We start from the raw sequence: 17,744 nt of genomic DNA, 5'->3' as shown, positions 1-17,744 counted from the left end.
CGGGCGGTCGGTGACCAATACCTTACGCACACCGTATGATGGCGTCGTGATTGCGGCTCCCGTCACGATTCCCTATGTGCGCTACTCCATCGAAAGCGCGCAGTGGTGGATCGGCCGTGCGCTCAGCGCGATCGTCGCACAGGCCGGAATCAAGGTCTCCGACATCGACGGTCTGTGCGTCTCCAGTTTCACCATGGGGACCGATAGCGGGATCGGACTGACGCAGCATTTCGGGCTCTGCGTGCGATGGCTGGATACGATTCCGCTCGGTGGCGCGAGCGCGATCGCCGGATTACGAAAAGCGGCGCGCGCGGTTCAGGCCCATGACGCTGACATCGTGGCCTGCGTGGCAGGCGACACTAACCACGTCGATTCCTTCCGGCTGACGCTCGAAAATTTCTCGCGCTTCAACCAGGATGCCGTCTATCCCTACGGCGCGGGCGGCGCCAATGCGAGCTTCGCACTGATCGCACGTAACTATATGCGAACTTTTGGCGTCACACGCGAGGATGTTGGCAGGATCGCGGTCGCCCAACGCGCCAATGCGTTACGCAATCCGCACGCCCTGATGAAGGCACCGTTGACGCTCGAACAATATCTGGCGGCCCGGCCGATTTCTGATCCGATCCACCTGTTCGACTGCGTGATGCCCTGCGCCGGCGCCGAGGCGTTCCTCGTCATGCGCGAAGAGACTGCGGCATCGCTGGGCCTGCCGGCCGCACGACTTCTGTCGACGATCGAGCGGCACAATGCCTTTGCCGACGACCCGATGCAGGTGCGCGGCGGTTGGGCGATGGACATCGGCGAGCTCTATGCGATGGCCGGCGTGAAGCCTGACGATCTCGACGTCGTGCAGACCTATGACGACTATCCCGTCATCACGATGATGCAGTTCGAGGATCTCGGCTTCTGTAACAAGGGGGAGGGGGCTGAGTTCGTGCGCCAGCACGATCTCACCATTGACGGCGACTTTCCGCACAACACGTCGGGCGGGCAGCTCTCGGTCGGGCAGGCCGGCGCCGCCGGCGCCTATCTCGGTCTTGTCGAGGGGCTGCGGCAGGTTCTGGGGACTGCGGGCCCCACCCAGGTCAGGAATGCGAGCCTCGCCTTGGCCTCGGGGTTCGGTATGATCAACTATGACCGCGGTCTCGCCTCGGGTGCCGCGATCTTTGCAGGGCCTTCGCGATGATAGAGCCGATCAAGCCGCCCCGGCGCAAGAACCCGCTGCTGCGGACGCGGCTTCCTGCATCACCGCCGCGAGCGCGAAGCAGGACGTCGCACGGGTACACGCGGGGCGCCGCCGAAGGCCGCTTCTTGCTGCAACGCTGTGAGGCTTGCGGCGCCTTTGCTTATCCGGCGCGGGAGGCATGTCCGTCGTGCCTGTCGTTCGGCCTCTCATTCGTCGATGCGCCGCGCCGGGGCACGCTTCTTTGCGAGACGACGGCACGCGTGCCGAGCGACGTCTATTTCCGCGAACGGACGCCCTGGCGCATCGGCCTCGTCAAGATGGATTGCGGTCCGACGATCGTCACACATCTCCACGCCGATTGCGCGGAGGGTGCGCCGGTCCGCATGTCGTTTCAGCTCGACAAGAGCGGTCAGGCGGTGGCCTTTGCCCATCCCGAGGGGGAGACTCCCAACATGGCGGACGACAAGCAGTGGCGGGAAATGACGGCCGACCCGAAATTCCGGCGTGTGCTCGTGACCAACGGCCGCAGCGTGGTCGGCCAGGAGGCCGTCGCTGCCTTGAAGGGCGCAGGCGCCAAGACGGTGTTCGTCGGCGTTGCCGAACCATGGCGGCCTTTCGCTGGCGAGAAGCTGCTGCGCGGTCAGGACGGGATCGAGATCGTCACCCTTGACGCAGCTGACGAAAAATCTACGGCCGATCTCGCAGCCGACATCGGCGGCAAGGTCGATATCCTCATCAACACGACCGAATATGTGCGGCCGGGCGGCCTGCTCGACCGCAGGGGCACGAGCATCGCGCGGGACGAGATCGACCAGGCCTATCTCGGCTTCATCAACCTCGCGCAGGCTTTTGGTCCCGCGGTGCGGATGCGCGGCGCCGACGGCGTCAACAACAGCGTCGCATGGGTCAACATCCTCTCGGTCTATGCGCTGGCGAACTGGCCTGCCTTTGGCGCCTATTCGGCCTCGCAAGCGGCGTGCCTGTCGTTGTCGCACTGCCTTCGCGCCGAGCTCAGGCCCGGCGGCGTCAGGGTGATGAATCTGTTCACCGGCCCTGTCGACACCGAATGGTTCCAGACCGTGCCGCCGCCGAAGGTCGCGCCGCGCGCCATCGCGCAGGCGATCGTGGCGGGGCTGCGAGGCGGCCTCGAGGAGATGTATGTCGGAGATGTCGCCGAAGAGATCCGGCAACGTCTCGCGGCCAATCCGAAAGCGCTCGAGCGCGAGCTCGACAGGTGAGATGCAGATTTCAACCAAGCCGCAGGACGTGACGATGCAGAGCAACAATCTCCTGGAACTGGCGGGTGCGATTTCCTCCGGCGCGGTGCGCGTCGTCGATCTGACCTTTACGCTCAGTCCGGACTTTCCGGTCATCGTGCTGCCACCGGAGTTCGGCCAGGCAGCGCCGGTCCGCATCCAGGAAATCTCGCGATACGATGGCCGCGGCCCGGCCTGGTACTGGAACAACATCACGTTTGGCGAACACACCGGCACGCATTTCGACGCGCCGATTCACTGGTTCACCGGCAAGAACCTGCCGAACAATGCCGTCGACACCATGCCGGCCAAGGACATGATCGCGCCGGCCTGTGTCATCGACTGCTCCGCGCAGGCGGCCCAGGATCCCGATTTCCTGCTGACGGTCCCACTCGTCGAAGCCTGGGAAGCAAAGCATGGCCGGATCCCGGACCGGAACTGGGTGCTGCTGCGGACCGACTGGTCGAAGAAGGGCTGGCGCGACTACGCCAATCTCGGGGATGACGGCGCGCACACGCCGGGCCCCAACGCGGCTGTCATGAAATGGCTGGTCGAGGAGCGCGGCGTCATCGGGTTCGGCAACGAGACCATCGGTACGGATGCGGGGCAGGCCGGGCATTTCGAGCCGCCTTATCCCGCGCATCACTTCCTGCACGGCGCGGGCCGCTACGGCCTGCAATGCCTGTGCAATCTGGATCAGCTTCCGGCCACCGGGGCCATCATCGTGGCCTCGCCGCTGAAGATCCAGAACGGCTCCGGCAGTCCGCTTCGCGTCATCGCGCTGGTCTCGTCGACCTGAGGCGAAGGCATGGCGCTTGCCGATCAGAACAAGAAACCCTCACGAAAGACAGGTGCCATGAACTTGATCAAGAGCTTGCTGGCCTCCACTGCATTGCTTCTTGCCGTCCCGCACATCGCGCAGGCCGAAATCCTCGTCGGATTCGTCACCGGCCTCAGCGGGCCGGTATCGTCGATTGGAATTCCGAACGGCAAGGGGATCGCGGCGGGCCAGGCCTATATCGGCGAGATCAGCGGCGAGAAGATTCGGGTCATCCAGCTTGATGACGGCTCCGATCCGACGGCGTCGGCGCGCAACGCCCGCAAGCTCGTTGAGCAGGAGAAAGTCGATGTCCTCATCGGCACGTCCGGCGCACCCCAGACGCTCGCGATGGCGACTGCGGCCATCGAGATGAAGATTCCGATGATCGCGGTGTCCCCGATCGCGCCGGTGCCGCCGGGCGATGGCGGCCCCTGGGTGGTCCAGACCCCGCAACCGACGCCACTGCTGTTGCAGGGCATTGTCGACAATATGAAGGCGAAAGGATTGAAGAGCGTCGCGTTCATCGGTTTCTCCGACGCGTTAGGTGACCTCTTCTACGATTCCCTGGTGCAGGCCGCCAAGTCGGCGGACATCAAGGTGATCGCCAATGAGCGCTACGCCCGTTCGGACTCATCGGTCACAGCGCAGGTGCTGCGCGTCGTCGCCGCGCATCCCGATGCGATCATGCTGGGTGGAACGGGAACGCCCGGTGCGCTGCCGGTCATCGCCTTGTCCGAACGCGGCTACAAGGGGCCGCTCTACGGCAATCACGGCATGATCAGCGCCGATTTCCTCCGTCTTGCCGGCAAGGCCGCCAACGGCATCATCTGCCCGACCGGGCCGGTGACCGCGGCCGAGCAGCTTCCGGCCAGCAATCCGATCCAGAAAGTTGCGCTGGATTTCCGTGCGGCCTTCGAGAAGGCGAACGGCGAGGCGCCGACGGATTCATTCTCGTCCTATTCCTTCGACGGCTGGCTGGTGTTCGCAGATGCCGCCAAGCGCGCGATGGCAACCGGCGCCAAGCCGGGTTCGCCGGAATTTCGGACCGCGCTGCGTCAGGCGCTGTTCACGACCAAGGAGGTCGTCGGGACACAGGGTGTCTACACCTATACGCCGGCGGATCGGTATGGCGTCGACGGTCGCTCGCGCATCATGGTCCAGATCGAGGACGGCAAATACAAGCTGTTGCCCTGAGGCTGGAGTATGATTGTGATGGAGAACGAGATGCCGGCCTGGGCGCACGCAGTCGAGCTGTTTCCCCCGTCCGACCGGATTCTCTCCACCATTCTCACGCGGCAGGCCGAACGGAATGGCGATCGCGTCCTGCTCGTTGCGGGTGAGACGCGCTGGACCTTTGCGCAAGTAGCGGCGATCGCGGCCGCATCGGCCCAGGCGCTCGTCGATGCCGGGATCAAGCCTGGCGATCGGGTCGCGCTGATGTGCTCCAACCGTCCGGAGTTCTTGCAGGTCTATCTCGGCTGTGCCTGGCTCGGGGCCATCGCGGTCCCGATCAACACCGCGCTGCGCGGCTTCCAGCTCTCCCACATCTTCCGCAACTCGCGTCCTGCGCTCCTTGTCGTCGAGGCTCAGTTCGTTGTCGCGATCGAGAGTGTCGAGGCCGGTGTCGAGCTGCCGCCTCGGACCTGGATCATCGGAGCTGCCGAGGGGGCAATCGATGCCAGGCCTTCCGCGCTACCGTTGCCCGCTCTCGGCGCCGCGGCCCCGGCGGGCGCCGTCCGCCCCGGCGACACCGTCGCGATCCTCTACACATCGGGCACGACCGGACCTGCAAAGGGTGTGTGCTGTCCGCAGGCGCAGCTGTTCTGGTGGGCCATCTATTCGGCGCGGGCGCTCGGCGTTCGCGAGGGCGACGTGCTGTTCACGACACTGCCTTTGTTCCACACTAACGCGCTGAATGCGTTCTACCAGGCGCTCCTGAACGGATGCACCTACGTACTAGAGCCGAAATTCTCCGCCTCCGGCTTTTGGGCCGCCGCGCAACGGCACAATGCAACCGTCGGGTATCTGCTCGGCGCGATGGCGTCGATGCTTCTGGCACAGCCGAAGACTGCGAATGATTCCGCGCATCGTCTTCGCGTTGCGCTTGGCGGCGGCGTGCCGCCGCAAATCCACGGTCCGTTCCTGCAGCGGTTTGGCGTGCCGCTGGTCGACGGCTACGGATCGACTGAGACCAATTTCGTGTTCGCAGGCGCAATCCCCTCCGATCGTCCGGGGACGATGGGCTATCTGGCCGACGGGATCGAGGCGCAGATCGTCGACGAGAACGATTCTGCGCTTCCTGATGGAACGGCCGGCGAGCTGGTGCTTCGCGCCAAGGAGCCCTTCGCTTTCGCCAGCGGCTATTTCGGCATGCCGGACAAGACGGTCGAGGCCTGGCGCAATCTGTGGTTCCACTCGGGCGACCGGGTCGTTCGGGACCCTGACGGACACTATCGCTTCATCGACCGCATGAAGGATTCGATCCGCAGGCGTGGCGAGAACGTATCCTCGTGGGAGGTCGAGCAGACCATCCAGTCCCACCCCGCGGTCGCCGCCTGCGCGATCTACCCGCTGCCGTCGGAGTTGGGCGAGGACGAGGTTGCGGTTGCGATCCTGCTGGAGCCGGACCAATCGCTGGAGCCCGTCGACATCGTCAGGCATTGCGAAGGGCAGATCGCCTATTTCGCCATCCCGCGCTATGTGCGCATTCTGAGCCAGATGCCGCTGACGGAGAACGGCAAGATCAAGAAGGGCGTGTTGCGCGACGCCGGCGTCACCGCGGATATTTGGGATCGCGAGGCGGCCGGCGTGAAGTTGAGACGCTAGAGCATGGTCCGGACCCGAAGGGCCGCGTCAGCTCAGGGTTTTTGCAGCGCGTCCCTGACGGCACCCTTGAGGTCGTCGAGCTCGCCGATCAATCCGTCGAACCGGTCCGCCGGGAAATCCGCCAGCAGCTCGGCAAGCCATGCGCCGTGGCTCTTGGCCATTCGCCTGAAGGTCTTGCGGCCCTCGACCGTCATGCAGACAATCTGGACGCGGCGGTCGAGGTTCGACGGCGTGCGGGTGATGTATCCATCCTCGACCAGGCGATCCACGATCGGCGTGAGGTTCCCGGCCGAGACCATCAGGCGCTTCGGCAGCTCCCCCAGCACCAGCCCGCTCGGTTCGCGGTCGAGCTGGGCTAGAACGTCGAAGCGGGGCATCGTGAAATCGAACTCTTCGCGAAACCGGCGCCGCAGCTCCCCTTCGATCAGGGTCGTGCAGGCGAGCAGCCGGAGCCAGACCCGGGTTTGAGCCCTGTACTCGGCCTCCTGATCCGCCCCGTTCTTGGCTGAAACAGGGGTGGGCTCCTTCGCGAGTGCCAATCGAATCTCCCGGGCTTCGTGGCTTGTTGAAAGCTGGCGCAGCTCTCACGGACGATGGCAAGATAGTTCGTGCCAAAAGTAAATTCAAGGCTCAGCCCGAGGGTCCCGGAATCGGCTCCGCCGTGTGTCCAATTTGCATTGTGTCTAAAGATCGAGGCTGGGGGCTGCGGTCGTCGCCTGGGGGCTTTGCAGAACCCATCTTGACAAGGCCCGCGCCGACGAAATACTTTAGGCTTAAAATAATTCGGGTGAAGCTCAGCACACGGCGCGACGCGCGAAAGCGAGGGATCATGCGCATAGTCTGTATCGGCGGCGGTCCGGCCGGTCTCTATCTGGGCCTGCTGATGAAGCGGCGGCATCCAGAGCACGTCGTCACGGTCGTCGAGCGCAACAAGCCCTACGATACGTTCGGCTGGGGCGTGGTGTTCTCCGACGCCATGATGTCCGCGATGCGGATTGCCGATCCCGAGAGCGCGACCGAGATCGAGGATGCCTTCAACCATTGGGACGACATCGAGCTCGTCTTCAAGGGCACGCGCCAGCGCACGAGCGGCCACGGTTTCATCGGTATCGGGCGCAAGCATCTGCTCAACATCCTGCAACGGCGCTGCGAAGCGCTGGGTGTCGAGCTCGTCTTCGAGCGTGACGTCGAGTCCGATCTTGAATATCCCGACGCCGACCTGATCGTCGCCTGCGACGGCGTCAATTCCAGGATCCGCGCCCGCTATGCCGAGCAATTCAAGCCCGACATGGTGATCCGGCCGAACCGCTTCATCTGGCTCGGCACCAAGAAGGCGTTCGACGCCTTTACGTTCGATTTTCAGAAGACCGAGCACGGCTGGTTCCAGGCGCACATCTACAAGTTCGACGCCGAGACCTCGACCTTCATCGTCGAGACCACGGAAGAAGCCTACCAGGCCCACGGGCTTGGCGAGCTCGATCAGCAGGGCTCGATTGAGTTCTGCGAAAAAATCTTCGCCGAGACGCTCGATGGCGCGAAACTCCTGACCAACGCCCGGCATCTGCGCGGTTCGGCGTGGCTCAATTTCAGCCGGCTGATCTGCGGCAAATGGAGCGTGTTCAACGGCAAGTCGCATGTCGTGCTGATGGGCGATGCCGCGCACACAGCGCATTTCGCCATCGGATCCGGCACCAAGCTCGCGCTCGACGATGCCATCGAGCTCGCCAACCAGTTCGATCGCCATGGTCACGGTCGCGCCGGCATCGAAACCGTGCTGGAAGCCTACGAGGAGGTGCGCCGCGTCGATGTCGCGCGCATCCAGAACGCGGCACGCAACGCCATGGAATGGTTCGAGGTGGTCGGCCGGCGCTATGCCGATACGCTGGAGCCGCCGCAGTTCTTCTATTCGATGCTGACACGCTCACAGCGCATCAGCCACGAGAACCTTCGTCTGCGCGATCGCACCTGGCTGGAGGGCTTTGAGCGCTGGTTCGCTGCGCGCTCCGGCATAGTCGTCAAGGATGGCGAGCGGGTGCCGCCGCCGATGCTGACGCCGCACCGCGTGCGCGGCCTTGGGCTTGCGAACCGCATCATGGTCTCGCCGATGGCGATGTATTCGGCGCAGGCCGGGCTCATCGACGACTTCCACATTGCCCATCTCGGCGCGCGCGCCATGGGTGGCGCAGCGCTGGTCTTTGCCGAGATGACCTGCGTCTCGCCGGATGCGCGGATCACGCCGGGTTGCCTCGGACTCTGGAACGATGCGCAAGAGGCGCAGTGGCGCCGCCTGGTCGATCTCATTCACAGTGTCGGACACGCCAAGGTCGGCATTCAGCTCGGCCATGCCGGACGCAAGGGCGCGACTAGAGTGCCCTGGGAAGGAATCGATCAGCCGCTGGTATCAGGAGATTGGCCGCTGATGTCGGCGTCGGCGCTGCCCTATCTGCCCAACAGCCAACTGCCGCGCGCCATGAACCGCGACGACATGGACCGTGTGCGTGACGATTTCGTCGCGGCGACCCGCCGTGCGGCTGCGGCCGGCGTCGACTGGCTCGAATTCCATTGCGCCCACGGCTATCTGCTGTCGAGCTTCCTCTCGCCGCTGACCAACCGGCGCACCGACGAATACGGCGGTAGCCACGAAAACCGTGCGCGCTTTCCGCTCGAGGTGTTCAAGGCGATGCGCGACCTGTGGCCGTCCGATCGGCCGATGTCGGTGCGCCTGTCCTGCCATGACTGGACCGAGGGTGGCAACATTCCGGCCGACGCGGCGATCTTCGCTGCGATGTTCAAGGAGTCGGGAGCAGATCTGATTGATTGTTCGTCGGGGCAGGTCTGGAAGGAGGAGCGGCCGATCTATGGACGCCTGTTCCAGACGCCGTTCGCCGACCTGATCCGCAACGAGGTCGGCATCGAGACGATTGCAGTCGGCGCGATCTCCGAGGCCGATCACGCCAACTCGATTCTTGCGGCCGGCCGCGCCGATCTCTGCGCCATTGCGCGGCCGCATCTTGCCGATCCCGCCTGGACCTTGCATGAGGCTGCGCGCATCGGCATCACGGCAATCAACTGGCCGAAGCAATATCTGTCCGCCAAAGGACAGTACGAAGCCAATCTGGCGCGTGCAGCCGCTGCGGCCGCAGTGCAGTGAACGGAGGAGGGATCAGATGAGCTCCGTTGCCAAAGTCATCAAGCGCGAATGGTTGGACTGGCCGTTCTTCGAGCCGCGTCACCAGATCATCGGCGAGGCGCTCGATCGCTTCGTCCAGTCGGGAGCGATCGACAAGATCGACCACAGCGACGTCGACGTCGCCTGCCGCCGGCTCGTGCGCGCGATGGGCGAGGCGGGGGTGCTTGATTGCGCGGTCGCGGCACCCGACGGTGATGCGACGACAATCGATTCTCGCTCGATCTGCCTGTCGCGCGAGTCGCTCGCCTATGCCGATGGCCTCGCCGATTTCGCCTTCGCGATGCAGGGGCTCGGCTCCGGCGCGATCGCGCTCGGCGGCTCTGCGGAGCTGCGCAAGGCCGTGCTGCCGAAGGTTCGCTCCGGCGAATGGCTTGCGGCCTTCGCGCTGTCGGAGAAGGAGGCGGGATCGGACGTCGCGGCGATGTCCTGCACCGCGCGCGCCGACGGCAACGACTACGTCATCGACGGCGAGAAGACCTGGATCTCCAACGGCGGCATTGCCGACGTCTACACGCTGTTTGCGCGAACGGGCGAGGCGCCGGGCGCCCGCGGCATTTCGGCCTTTGTCGTCTTTCCCGATGATCCCGGGTTCAGCATTGCCGAGCGTATCGACGTCATCGCGCCGCATCCGCTGGCGACGTTGCGCTTTGCCAATTGCCGGATTCCGGCGAGCCGCCGCCTCGGCGCGCCGGGCGGCGGGTTCAAGCTCGCGATGCAGACGCTGGATATTTTTCGCGCATCGGTCGCGGCCGCTGCCCTCGGCTTCGCGCGGCGGGCGCTCGACGAAGCGCTGTCGCACGCGCGTAGCCGGCACATGTTCGGTGCGACGCTGGGCGATCTCCAGCTGACTCAGGCCGCGCTCGGCGACATGGCGACCGACACCGATGCTGCCGCGCTGCTGACCTACCGTGCGGCCTGGCGCCGCGACGTCCAGAAGCTGCCGACGACGCGCGAAGCTGCAATGGCGAAGCTGACCGCAACCGAGACCGCGCAGCGCGTCATCGACCGCGCCGTCCAGATGTTCGGCGGCCGCGGCGTGCGCAAGGGCGAGGTCGTCGAAAGCCTCTACCGCGAAATCCGGGCGTTGCGCATCTATGAGGGCGCGACCGAGGTTCAGAAACTGATTGTGGCGCGCGACCTCCTGAAGCCGCGCTGAGAGGATTGAGAATTCCGCATGAGTACGATGACAAAGCCAGAAGCCGCGGCGACCAACGGTCTGCAAGTGCTTCAGCCCAGCGGCTGGCCGCAGCCGAAGGGGTATGCCAACGGCATCATGGCCGAGGGACGCCTCGTCGTGACGGGTGGTGTCGTCGGCTGGGACGTTGCAGGCCGGTTTGGTGATGGATTCGTCGCGCAGGTCCGGCAGACGCTCGAAAACATCGTCGCGATCCTGGCCGAAGGCGGCGCGCGGCCGGACCATCTCGTGCGCCTGACCTGGTATGTCGTCGACATGGACGAATACATCACGAATCTGAAGGCGCTCGGCAAAGCCTATCGTGAGGTCTTGGGCACCCACTACCCCAGCATGGCGCTGGTGCAGGTCGTGCGCCTCGTCGAGCCATCCGCGCGCGTCGAGATCGAAGCGACGGCCGTCGTCCCGCGCTGACGACGGCGCGCGCGTCGGCTACGGGCCGAGATTACTGCGCGGCCGCTTGGGCAGACACGAAAGCCTGCTCCAAATGCGCGCGCATGCGGGTCGAGGCCTCCGTCAGATTGTTGGCGGCAACGGCTTCGATGATGGCGAGGTGCTCGCGGCACCATTCGCGGACACGGCGGCTGTCGAAATAGCTGCCGAATTCAAGCAGGCGCCGAAGCCGGTTCTGGTATTGAACCGCCTGCGCGAAGAATGCATTGCCGCAGAACTCGGCGCACATCTCATGAAATGTGGCATCCGTCTCGAACAGCTGTGTGCTGGAGACGGAGGCGATGTCGGGGTGCGAGACCAGATAAAGGTGCTCCAGGCGCATCCGTTCGATGGCGGCGAGATCCGGCTTGAATGTCGGCAATAGAAAGCCTGAAGGCTCCAGCGTCAGGCGAAATTCGTAGCTGGCGCGGAGCGAGACAAGGGAGTCCAGTGTCGGCAGGAACGTCCAGCCATGCCCCTGCTTGCGTGCGATCAGGCCATCTTCGGCGAGCCGCGAAAGGGTGCGCGCCAGGACCACACGATCGACATTGTACCGACGCGCGATCTCACTCTGCGTAATGGAGTTCGGAATGCGGTGTTCGAGGCGATCGCGAACGAGTTTTGCATAAAGCTCTTCGTCGATCGTCGAGGGGATTTCGATCTCGATCCGGTGCAGAGAATCGAACGGCTTGCGCAGGAAGAAGCCGTGATTTTTCCGCGTCTCCGCGATGCCACGCTCGGCCAGGAGGTCGAGTGCAGACCGGATTGGCGTCCGCGAGACACCGAGCAGGTCCGCAAGGTGCTGCTCGCGAAGATGATGCCCGGGCTCAAACTTGGCGTCCCGGATGACAACCAGAATCTGGTTGGCGAGACGAAAGCGGCTTTGTTGGGTTGACCGCGCCATGGGAGGGGGCTTTGGGATCCGTCCTAAAGTACGAGTTGCAACTTCTGATACAATAGCTTCGGGCGACGATCTGCGTCAAAAATCGTCTGACCAAAGCTTAGTCAGAAGATGCCCGCTGATAGGGCTTGACGCCGAATGCATCAAGGATTGTATAATAGTCAACAATAGAACAATCAAGCTACAGGGGTCACCCATGTCTCGTTTGCGCCTTGCCTGCGGAGCCCTGTTGCTTTGTCTGTCCGGCTCGGCGATGGCCGCCGACCTCTCGTCGGCCACGCTGGTGGAGAAGGGCGCGCTGACCTACGGCGTCGCCGGTACATTTGCGCCCTTCGAGTTTCAGAAGGACGGCAAGCTCTCGGGCTTCGACATCGACATGATCGGCCTCTTGAGCAAAAAGCTCGGCGCCGAGGCCAAGCCGATGAACATGGAATTCAAGGGGCTGATCGTCGCGCTGCAAGGTGGCCGCGTCGATCTCATCAATTCGGCGATGTATATCAACGAGCAGCGCGCCGCTCAGGTCGACTTCGTTCCCTATCTCAAGATCGGTACGCTCGTCGTAGTGCAGGCGGAGAATCCCGCCAAGATCACCGGCCGCGACGATTCCCTGTGCGGCAAGACCGTTGCCGTCACCCTTGGCGGTATCCAGGAAACCTACGCACGGCAGGACGACAAGCGCTGCCGCGACAAGGGGCTTGCCGCCATCAATGTGATGACGCTCCCCACCGCGCAGGATTCGGCGCTCACGCTGCGGCAGGGCCGTGCCGATGTCCTTTTCAATTCCACGCCCGGCGTGGTCGAGCTGATGGACAAGGTGCCGGGCGTCTACGCCGTGGCTGGCCCGGAGTTCGAGACCAGCACGCAGATCGGCATCGCGGTGCGCAAGGGCGACACTGCGATGAAGTCGGCGGTCGAGGCCGCGCTCAAGGAGATCGTCGCCGACGGCTCCTACAAGAAGTTGATCGCAACCTGGAAATTTCCTGCGTCAGTGTCGCTGTTTGACTAAGGGAGCCAGCCGGTGTCCGTCGAACTCGTCCTGAAATACCTCACCTCGCCAAACTTCCTGCACGGCGCCGAGATGACGCTGCTGCTGACGATCGCATCGCTCATCCTCGGCGTTCTGATCGGTCTCGTTCTTGCGCTGATTCAGGAGAGCCAGACCCGGATCGGCACCTTCGTGACGCTGGTCTATCTCTGGCTCTTCCGCGGCACGCCGGTGCTGTTCCAGATCATCTTCATCTACAATGTGTTGCCGTCGTTCGGCATCAAGCTCTCGGCATTCGTGTGCGCGGTGCTGGCGCTGTCGTTGAACGAGGGCGCCTACATGGCGGAGATCCTGCGCTCGGGCCTTCAGGCGGTGAAGAAAGGGCAGCGCACGGCCGGCCTCGCGCTCGGCATGACCGGAACCCAGATGATGCGCCACGTCGTGATTCCCCAAGCCGCGCGGATCGTGCTGCCGCCGATGGGGAACCAGATGATCGGCATGCTGAAGCTCAGCGCGCTCGTCTCCGTGATCGCCGTGGAGGAGCTGCTGCTGGTCGCAAACCAGACGGCGAGTGCCGACTTCCGCTACTTCGAGGCGTTGACCGCTGCCGGCATCTATTATCTCGCGATGACCACGGCCTTCATGGGGCTGCAAATCCTGTTGGAAGCCGTGCTCGATCCCAAGAAGCGGCAGCGGATGCGACGGCTTTCGCTGACCGAGCGGATGCTCGGGATGTCGAAGCTGGCGGTGCGGTAACACGCATGCAGCATCTTCTCGAGATCGTCGGCATCAACAAGAGCTTCGGCGCGACGCAGGTGCTGAAGGCCTGCACGCTGGCGGTCGATCCTTCCGAGACGGTCGTCCTGATCGGGCCATCAGGGTCGGGCAAGTCGACGCTCCTGCGTTGCGTCAACCTGCTGGAAACGGTGGACAGTGGCGACATCTTCTTCGAGGGCGAGAACATCACGAGCGCCCGGCGTACGGCTCATCTGTTGCGCCGTCAGATCGGCATGGTTTTCCAGAACTTCGAATTGTTCGCCCATCTTTCGGCAGCCGAGAATGTCATGCTGGCGCCGGTGAAAATTCTCGGAATCAGCCGAGCCGATGCCCATGACATCGCGGTCGACCTTCTGCGCAAGGTGCAGATCCCCGAGAAGGCGGACGCCTTCCCGGACGAGCTGTCCGGCGGCCAGCAGCAGCGCGTCGCGATTGCGCGTGCGCTTGCGATGCGGCCCAAGCTGATGCTGTACGATGAGCCGACCTCTGCGCTCGATCCGGAAATGATCCGCGAGGTGCTTGATGTCATGGCAACCCTCAGCGCCGAGGGCATGACGAGCATCGTCGTCACCCATGAGATGGGCTTCGCCCGGCGCGCCGCCGACCGGATCGTCTTCATGGAGCACGGCGAGATCATCGAGACTGCGTCGAGCGATCAGTTCTTTGGCGGCACGGTCAACGACCGGACGCGCCGTTTTCTTGATCAGATCCTTCACTGACCCCGATATCCGGAGCCCGTCGATGTCCAGTTCTCCCGATGTCGCCCGCATGAAGCGAGAGCTCGCAAGGCTCGTCGCGATCGACACGCAGAATCCTCCCGGCCACGAGGCTCCTGCCGCGCAATATCTGCGCGAGCTGCTTGCGACCGAGGGCTTCGAGGTATCGTTCCAGGAGTACAAGCCGGGACGCATCAACGTCGTCGCGCGGCTCGATAGCGGTGCCGGCCCGGTGTTCGCGTTCAACACCCATATGGATGTCGTGCCGGTTGGCGATGGCTGGTCCTCGGATCCCTTTGCCCTGACCGAGCGCGATGGACGGCTCTACGGCCGCGGCGCTTGCGACTGCAAGGGACCGCTGGCGGCGATGTTGGAGGCCATGCGCATGCTGGCGGCCGATCGCGCGGCGTGGTCGGGCACGCTGCTTGGTGTCTTCGTGGCCGATGAGGAGATTGCCAGCGAAGGGGCGAAATTCTACGCCGCGGGTCGCCCAAAGATTGATGCTGCGGTTGTCGGCGAGCCGACCTCCAATGCCATCTTCTCCGCGCACAAGGGCAGCCTGCGCCCGGTGGTGCGGGTGCACGGTGTATCAGCGCATTCCGGAACGCCGCATCTTGGCGAGAACGCGATCTACCGGGCCGGCGAATTGCTTGGGCTTGTCGCCGAGCATCACGACAAGGTGGTGCGTCACCACAGCCATCCGCTGGTCGGGGCGGCGAGCCTCACGGTCACCAGGATCAATGGTGGCCATGCCGATAACGTGTTGCCTGGCGCCTGCGACCTTCTGCTCGATCGCCGGATGGTGCCTGGAGAGGATGAGGAGGCCGTCAAGCGCGAGATCGATCAGCTTCTCGTGGTCGCGCGCGAGCGCTTCGGCCTGCGCGCCGAAATCGTCGACTACAAGGCGACGACGGGCGGGGCGACGGAAACGGCGGCGGATCGTCCGATCGTGCAGGCGAGCCTTGCTGCAAGCCGTGCCCACGGTGTGACAAAGCCGGGTCCGTTCGGCTTCCAGGGCGCTTGCGATCTCGTGCATTTCAGCAGCGTCGGTGCGCAGGGGACCGTGATCGGTCCGGGCGATCTTGCCGTTGCCCATAAGCCCGACGAGTTCGTGCCGGTCGACGAATTCATCACCGCCAGCCTGATCTATCGCGATGTGGCGAAAGCCATGCTGCGCAACTAGGACCTGAAACTTTGCGCGTCTCGTTGCATTTGGCCGATCTGCACTACGGCGGTGGGCTCGTTCTCCACACCGCATCGTCGGGCAGCATCGCCAGCCTGAAGGAGATTTACCTGCGGCTCGATGACGGTGACACCGTCGGCATCGGCGAGGTGCGGGCCAACATTGCCTACCTCAATGGCTATGATGAGAAGACCGTGGTGGAATTCGCGATCGCCGCCGTTCACGACGTCGACTGGAGGCGCGATCCGCTCGATCTGATCGCGATGATGACGCTTTGGGAGGCGCCCTACATCGCACCGGTCCGTACGTTGATCGATTGCGCGTTGCATGATCTCGTCGCGCGTCGGGAGCGCAAATCCGTTGCCGCCTGGCTTGGCGCGCCGCGACGGGATGTGACCTGCAAGACGAACCAGACCCTGTTCTGGTCCTCGTACGAAGACTTCCTCGCCCAAGCGCAGGCTTACGTCGATCGCGGCTACAGGGATCTCAAGGTGCGCATTGCCGTCGGAGACTTTGCGGAAGATCTGCGCCGTATCGCGGCCCTGCGTGAGCGTTTTGGCGGGCGGGTGAAAATCGCAGCCGACGCAAACGGACGCTGGACAGCCGATGAGGCGCTGGCAAAGCTTGATGCGCTCGCCGGGTACGATCTCGCCTATGTCGAGCAGCCCGTTCCGCCCGGCGACTGGGCGAGCATCGATGAACTTGCGCGGCGAAGCCCGATTCCCGTAATGCTCGACGAGAGCATCGCCACGACCAATGATGTCGCCCAGATATGCTCATATGAGGGGCGGGTGTTTGCGCACCTCAAGCTCGTGAAGCTCGGCGGCATTGCGCCAACCGTTGCGGCCGCGCGAAAACTGTCTGAGGCCGGCGTGCCCTTCATGATCGGTCAAATGAACGAGGGGGCCGCTGCCACCGCGGCGGCGCTGCACGTCGCCTGCGCGACACTGCCTGAATTCGCCGAGCTCTATGGAGCTGACGGGCTCGTCGATGATCCGGTTTCGGGCATCTTCTACACCGCTGGGGCGGTCCATGCGGAGCGTACCCCCGGCCTCGGCGTCGCCTTCGACGCCGCCACCACCAAGCTTATTGGAGACTACAGATATGGCTAGCGACGGCGTCGAGCAGGGCTCTGAATCAGCATTCCCGAAACAGGAGTACGACGGGCGGGTCGCGCGCGCACGCGCGCTCCTTGCAAAAGCCGGCATCGACGTCATGGTCGTTACCGGGCCCGAGAACATCTTCTACCTCACGGGCCAGCAGACGCCGGGCTATTACACGTTTCAGGCGCTGGTCCTGCCGGTGGAGGGCGAGCCTGCCTTCGTTGTCCGGCAGCTTGAATATTTCAACTTCATCGCAAACACCTTCATCGCCGACGCGCAAGTCTACCAGGACGGCGATCAGCCGGTGAATTTCCTGGTTGATGTCATCAAGGATCGCGGCTGGGCGTCGAAGCGCATCGCGATCGACAAGCGCGGCTGGTTCTTACCCGTCGCGACTTATGAAGCGCTCCAGGACAAGCTCGGGACAGTGCATGACGGTGCCGGGATCATCGAGCAACTCCGCATCGTGAAATCGGCGGCCGAGCTCGAGAAGATCGCCACCGCGGCATCCTATGTTGACGCCGGCATGCGTGCGGGCCTCGCGGCGGTGAAGCGTGGTGCAAGCGACAACGACCTGGTCTCCGCCATGGTCGGAACGTCGATCGCCGCAGGCTCCGAATATGTCGGCATGGAGCCGCTGGTCTCGGTCGGCCGCCGTTCCGGCGTGCCGCACGGCACCTGGCGGCGCGGACGGATCGGGGCGGACGATCCCGTGTTCCTGGAAATGGCAGCAAGCCATGACCGCTACCACGCCGCGCTGATGCGCAGCGCCTGGCTCGGCACCATGCCGCAAATCGCGATCGATATGGAGAAGACCTGTCAGGACGGGCTTTCCGCGGCGCTGGAGGCGATCAAGCCGGGCGCGATCTGCGAGGCGCCGCATCTGGCCTGTCAGCAGGTCATCGACCGTGCCGGCTACACCGAGAACTTCAGGAAGCGTGTGGGCTACAGCATCGGTATTGCCTTTGCGCCCGATTGGGGCGAAGGCGGCGTGCTCAGCCTCTACACCGGCGTCACCACTGAGCTGCGGCCGGGCATGACGTTCCATCTGCCGGTGGCCTTGCGGATTTTCGGCCAGTTCACGGTCGGCGTCAGCGAGACCGTGATGGTCACCGAAACCGGCTGCCGGCCGCTCAGCACGATCAATCGTCCGATCCTGCGCATCGCAGGCTGA

The 17,744-nt window shown here is 64.1% G+C and carries 16 protein-coding genes; 14 read left to right on the top strand and 2 right to left on the bottom strand.

Annotated features, from left to right (window positions below; translation table 11 throughout):
* Positions 1-10: 10 nt before the first annotated feature.
* From UP06_RS28585 to UP06_RS28565, 5 genes are read left to right on the top strand one after another with little or no spacing between them, the layout of a single operon-like run.
* Positions 11-1,189 (top strand): thiolase family protein, encoded by a 1,179-nt coding sequence (locus tag UP06_RS28585; protein ID WP_045007015.1) that lies wholly within the window; start codon positions 11-13, stop codon positions 1,187-1,189.
* Positions 1,186-2,427 carry an SDR family NAD(P)-dependent oxidoreductase gene (locus tag UP06_RS28580; RefSeq protein WP_082081672.1) on the top strand — a complete coding sequence of 414 codons (1,242 nt, stop codon included), beginning with the start codon at positions 1,186-1,188 and terminating at the stop codon, positions 2,425-2,427. Before UP06_RS28585 ends, UP06_RS28580 begins: the two co-directional genes overlap by 4 nt.
* Positions 2,428-2,461: 34 nt before the next feature.
* Positions 2,462-3,244, top strand: coding sequence for a cyclase family protein (locus tag UP06_RS28575; protein WP_045007176.1), 783 nt, complete (start codon positions 2,462-2,464; stop codon positions 3,242-3,244).
* 57 nt (positions 3,245-3,301) lie between these two features.
* Complete coding sequence (locus tag UP06_RS28570) at positions 3,302-4,459, top strand: ABC transporter substrate-binding protein (protein WP_050032199.1); 1,158 nt, start codon at positions 3,302-3,304, stop codon at positions 4,457-4,459.
* 18 nt (positions 4,460-4,477) lie between these two features.
* Complete coding sequence (locus tag UP06_RS28565) at positions 4,478-6,091, top strand: ATP-dependent acyl-CoA ligase (protein WP_045007174.1); 1,614 nt, start codon at positions 4,478-4,480, stop codon at positions 6,089-6,091.
* 32 nt (positions 6,092-6,123) lie between these two features.
* Here UP06_RS28565 and UP06_RS28560 read toward each other — a convergent pair whose 3' ends face one another.
* Complete coding sequence (locus UP06_RS28560) at positions 6,124-6,630, bottom strand: MarR family winged helix-turn-helix transcriptional regulator (RefSeq protein WP_045007014.1); 507 nt, start codon at positions 6,628-6,630, stop codon at positions 6,124-6,126.
* A gap of 290 nt (positions 6,631-6,920) precedes the next feature.
* On the opposite strand from UP06_RS28560, the gene UP06_RS28555 reads away from it, so the two are divergent.
* Genes UP06_RS28555 through UP06_RS28545 form a run of 3 tightly spaced genes read left to right on the top strand, consistent with a single transcriptional unit; the run spans position 6,921 to position 10,887 of the window.
* Positions 6,921-9,242: a bifunctional salicylyl-CoA 5-hydroxylase/oxidoreductase gene (locus tag UP06_RS28555; RefSeq protein WP_045007013.1), complete on the top strand. Its 2,322-nt coding sequence runs from the start codon at positions 6,921-6,923 to the stop codon at positions 9,240-9,242.
* A gap of 16 nt (positions 9,243-9,258) precedes the next feature.
* Positions 9,259-10,437: an acyl-CoA dehydrogenase family protein gene (locus UP06_RS28550; RefSeq protein ID WP_045007012.1), complete on the top strand. Its 1,179-nt coding sequence runs from the start codon at positions 9,259-9,261 to the stop codon at positions 10,435-10,437.
* 18 nt (positions 10,438-10,455) lie between these two features.
* Positions 10,456-10,887, top strand: a complete 432-nt coding sequence (locus UP06_RS28545; protein WP_045007011.1) for a RidA family protein — start codon at positions 10,456-10,458, stop codon at positions 10,885-10,887.
* A gap of 31 nt (positions 10,888-10,918) precedes the next feature.
* Here the strand turns inward: UP06_RS28545 and UP06_RS28540 are convergent, their stop codons facing one another.
* Entirely contained in the window at positions 10,919-11,809 is an 891-nt protein-coding gene (locus UP06_RS28540; RefSeq protein ID WP_045007010.1) for a GntR family transcriptional regulator, read from the bottom strand.
* 193 nt (positions 11,810-12,002) lie between these two features.
* Between UP06_RS28540 and UP06_RS28535 the strand changes: the two genes are divergently transcribed.
* From UP06_RS28535 to UP06_RS28510, 6 genes are read left to right on the top strand one after another with little or no spacing between them, the layout of a single operon-like run.
* Positions 12,003-12,812: an ABC transporter substrate-binding protein gene (locus tag UP06_RS28535; protein WP_045007009.1), complete on the top strand. Its 810-nt coding sequence runs from the start codon at positions 12,003-12,005 to the stop codon at positions 12,810-12,812.
* A 12-nt stretch (positions 12,813-12,824) separates the two neighbouring features.
* Positions 12,825-13,547, top strand: coding sequence for an amino acid ABC transporter permease (locus UP06_RS28530; RefSeq protein ID WP_045007008.1), 723 nt, complete (start codon positions 12,825-12,827; stop codon positions 13,545-13,547).
* 5 nt (positions 13,548-13,552) lie between these two features.
* Positions 13,553-14,287 (top strand): amino acid ABC transporter ATP-binding protein, encoded by a 735-nt coding sequence (locus UP06_RS28525; RefSeq protein WP_045007007.1) that lies wholly within the window; start codon positions 13,553-13,555, stop codon positions 14,285-14,287.
* A 22-nt stretch (positions 14,288-14,309) separates the two neighbouring features.
* Positions 14,310-15,467, top strand: a complete 1,158-nt coding sequence (locus UP06_RS28520; RefSeq protein WP_045007006.1) for a M20 family metallopeptidase — start codon at positions 14,310-14,312, stop codon at positions 15,465-15,467.
* 11 nt (positions 15,468-15,478) lie between these two features.
* A complete protein-coding gene (locus UP06_RS28515; RefSeq protein ID WP_045007005.1) occupies positions 15,479-16,579 on the top strand; it encodes a mandelate racemase/muconate lactonizing enzyme family protein in 1,101 nt (366 codons plus the stop codon).
* Entirely contained in the window at positions 16,572-17,744 is a 1,173-nt protein-coding gene (locus tag UP06_RS28510) for a M24 family metallopeptidase (RefSeq protein WP_045007004.1), read from the top strand. Before UP06_RS28515 ends, UP06_RS28510 begins: the two co-directional genes overlap by 8 nt.

It is taken from the genome of Bradyrhizobium sp. LTSP857, from assembly GCF_000938285.1.
Taxonomy (GTDB): Bacteria; Pseudomonadota; Alphaproteobacteria; order Rhizobiales; family Xanthobacteraceae; genus Bradyrhizobium.
Note: the sequence above shows the minus strand (reverse complement) of the source record. Positions and strands in the feature narration are given on the sequence as shown.

Coding starts and splice junctions, on each gene's coding strand:
- UP06_RS28570 (WP_050032199.1), top strand. CDS start 3,302: ATGAACTTGATCAAGAGCTTGCTGGCCTCCACTGCATTGCTTCTTGCC.
- UP06_RS28520 (WP_045007006.1), top strand. CDS start 14,310: ATGTCCAGTTCTCCCGATGTCGCCCGCATGAAGCGAGAGCTCGCAAGG.
- UP06_RS28550 (WP_045007012.1), top strand. CDS start 9,259: ATGAGCTCCGTTGCCAAAGTCATCAAGCGCGAATGGTTGGACTGGCCG.
- UP06_RS28580 (WP_082081672.1), top strand. CDS start 1,186: ATGATAGAGCCGATCAAGCCGCCCCGGCGCAAGAACCCGCTGCTGCGG.
- UP06_RS28545 (WP_045007011.1), top strand. CDS start 10,456: ATGAGTACGATGACAAAGCCAGAAGCCGCGGCGACCAACGGTCTGCAA.
- UP06_RS28555 (WP_045007013.1), top strand. CDS start 6,921: ATGCGCATAGTCTGTATCGGCGGCGGTCCGGCCGGTCTCTATCTGGGC.
- UP06_RS28525 (WP_045007007.1), top strand. CDS start 13,553: ATGCAGCATCTTCTCGAGATCGTCGGCATCAACAAGAGCTTCGGCGCG.
- UP06_RS28540 (WP_045007010.1), bottom strand. CDS start 11,809: ATGGCGCGGTCAACCCAACAAAGCCGCTTTCGTCTCGCCAACCAGATT.
- UP06_RS28535 (WP_045007009.1), top strand. CDS start 12,003: ATGTCTCGTTTGCGCCTTGCCTGCGGAGCCCTGTTGCTTTGTCTGTCC.
- UP06_RS28565 (WP_045007174.1), top strand. CDS start 4,478: ATGGAGAACGAGATGCCGGCCTGGGCGCACGCAGTCGAGCTGTTTCCC.
- UP06_RS28575 (WP_045007176.1), top strand. CDS start 2,462: ATGCAGAGCAACAATCTCCTGGAACTGGCGGGTGCGATTTCCTCCGGC.
- UP06_RS28510 (WP_045007004.1), top strand. CDS start 16,572: ATGGCTAGCGACGGCGTCGAGCAGGGCTCTGAATCAGCATTCCCGAAA.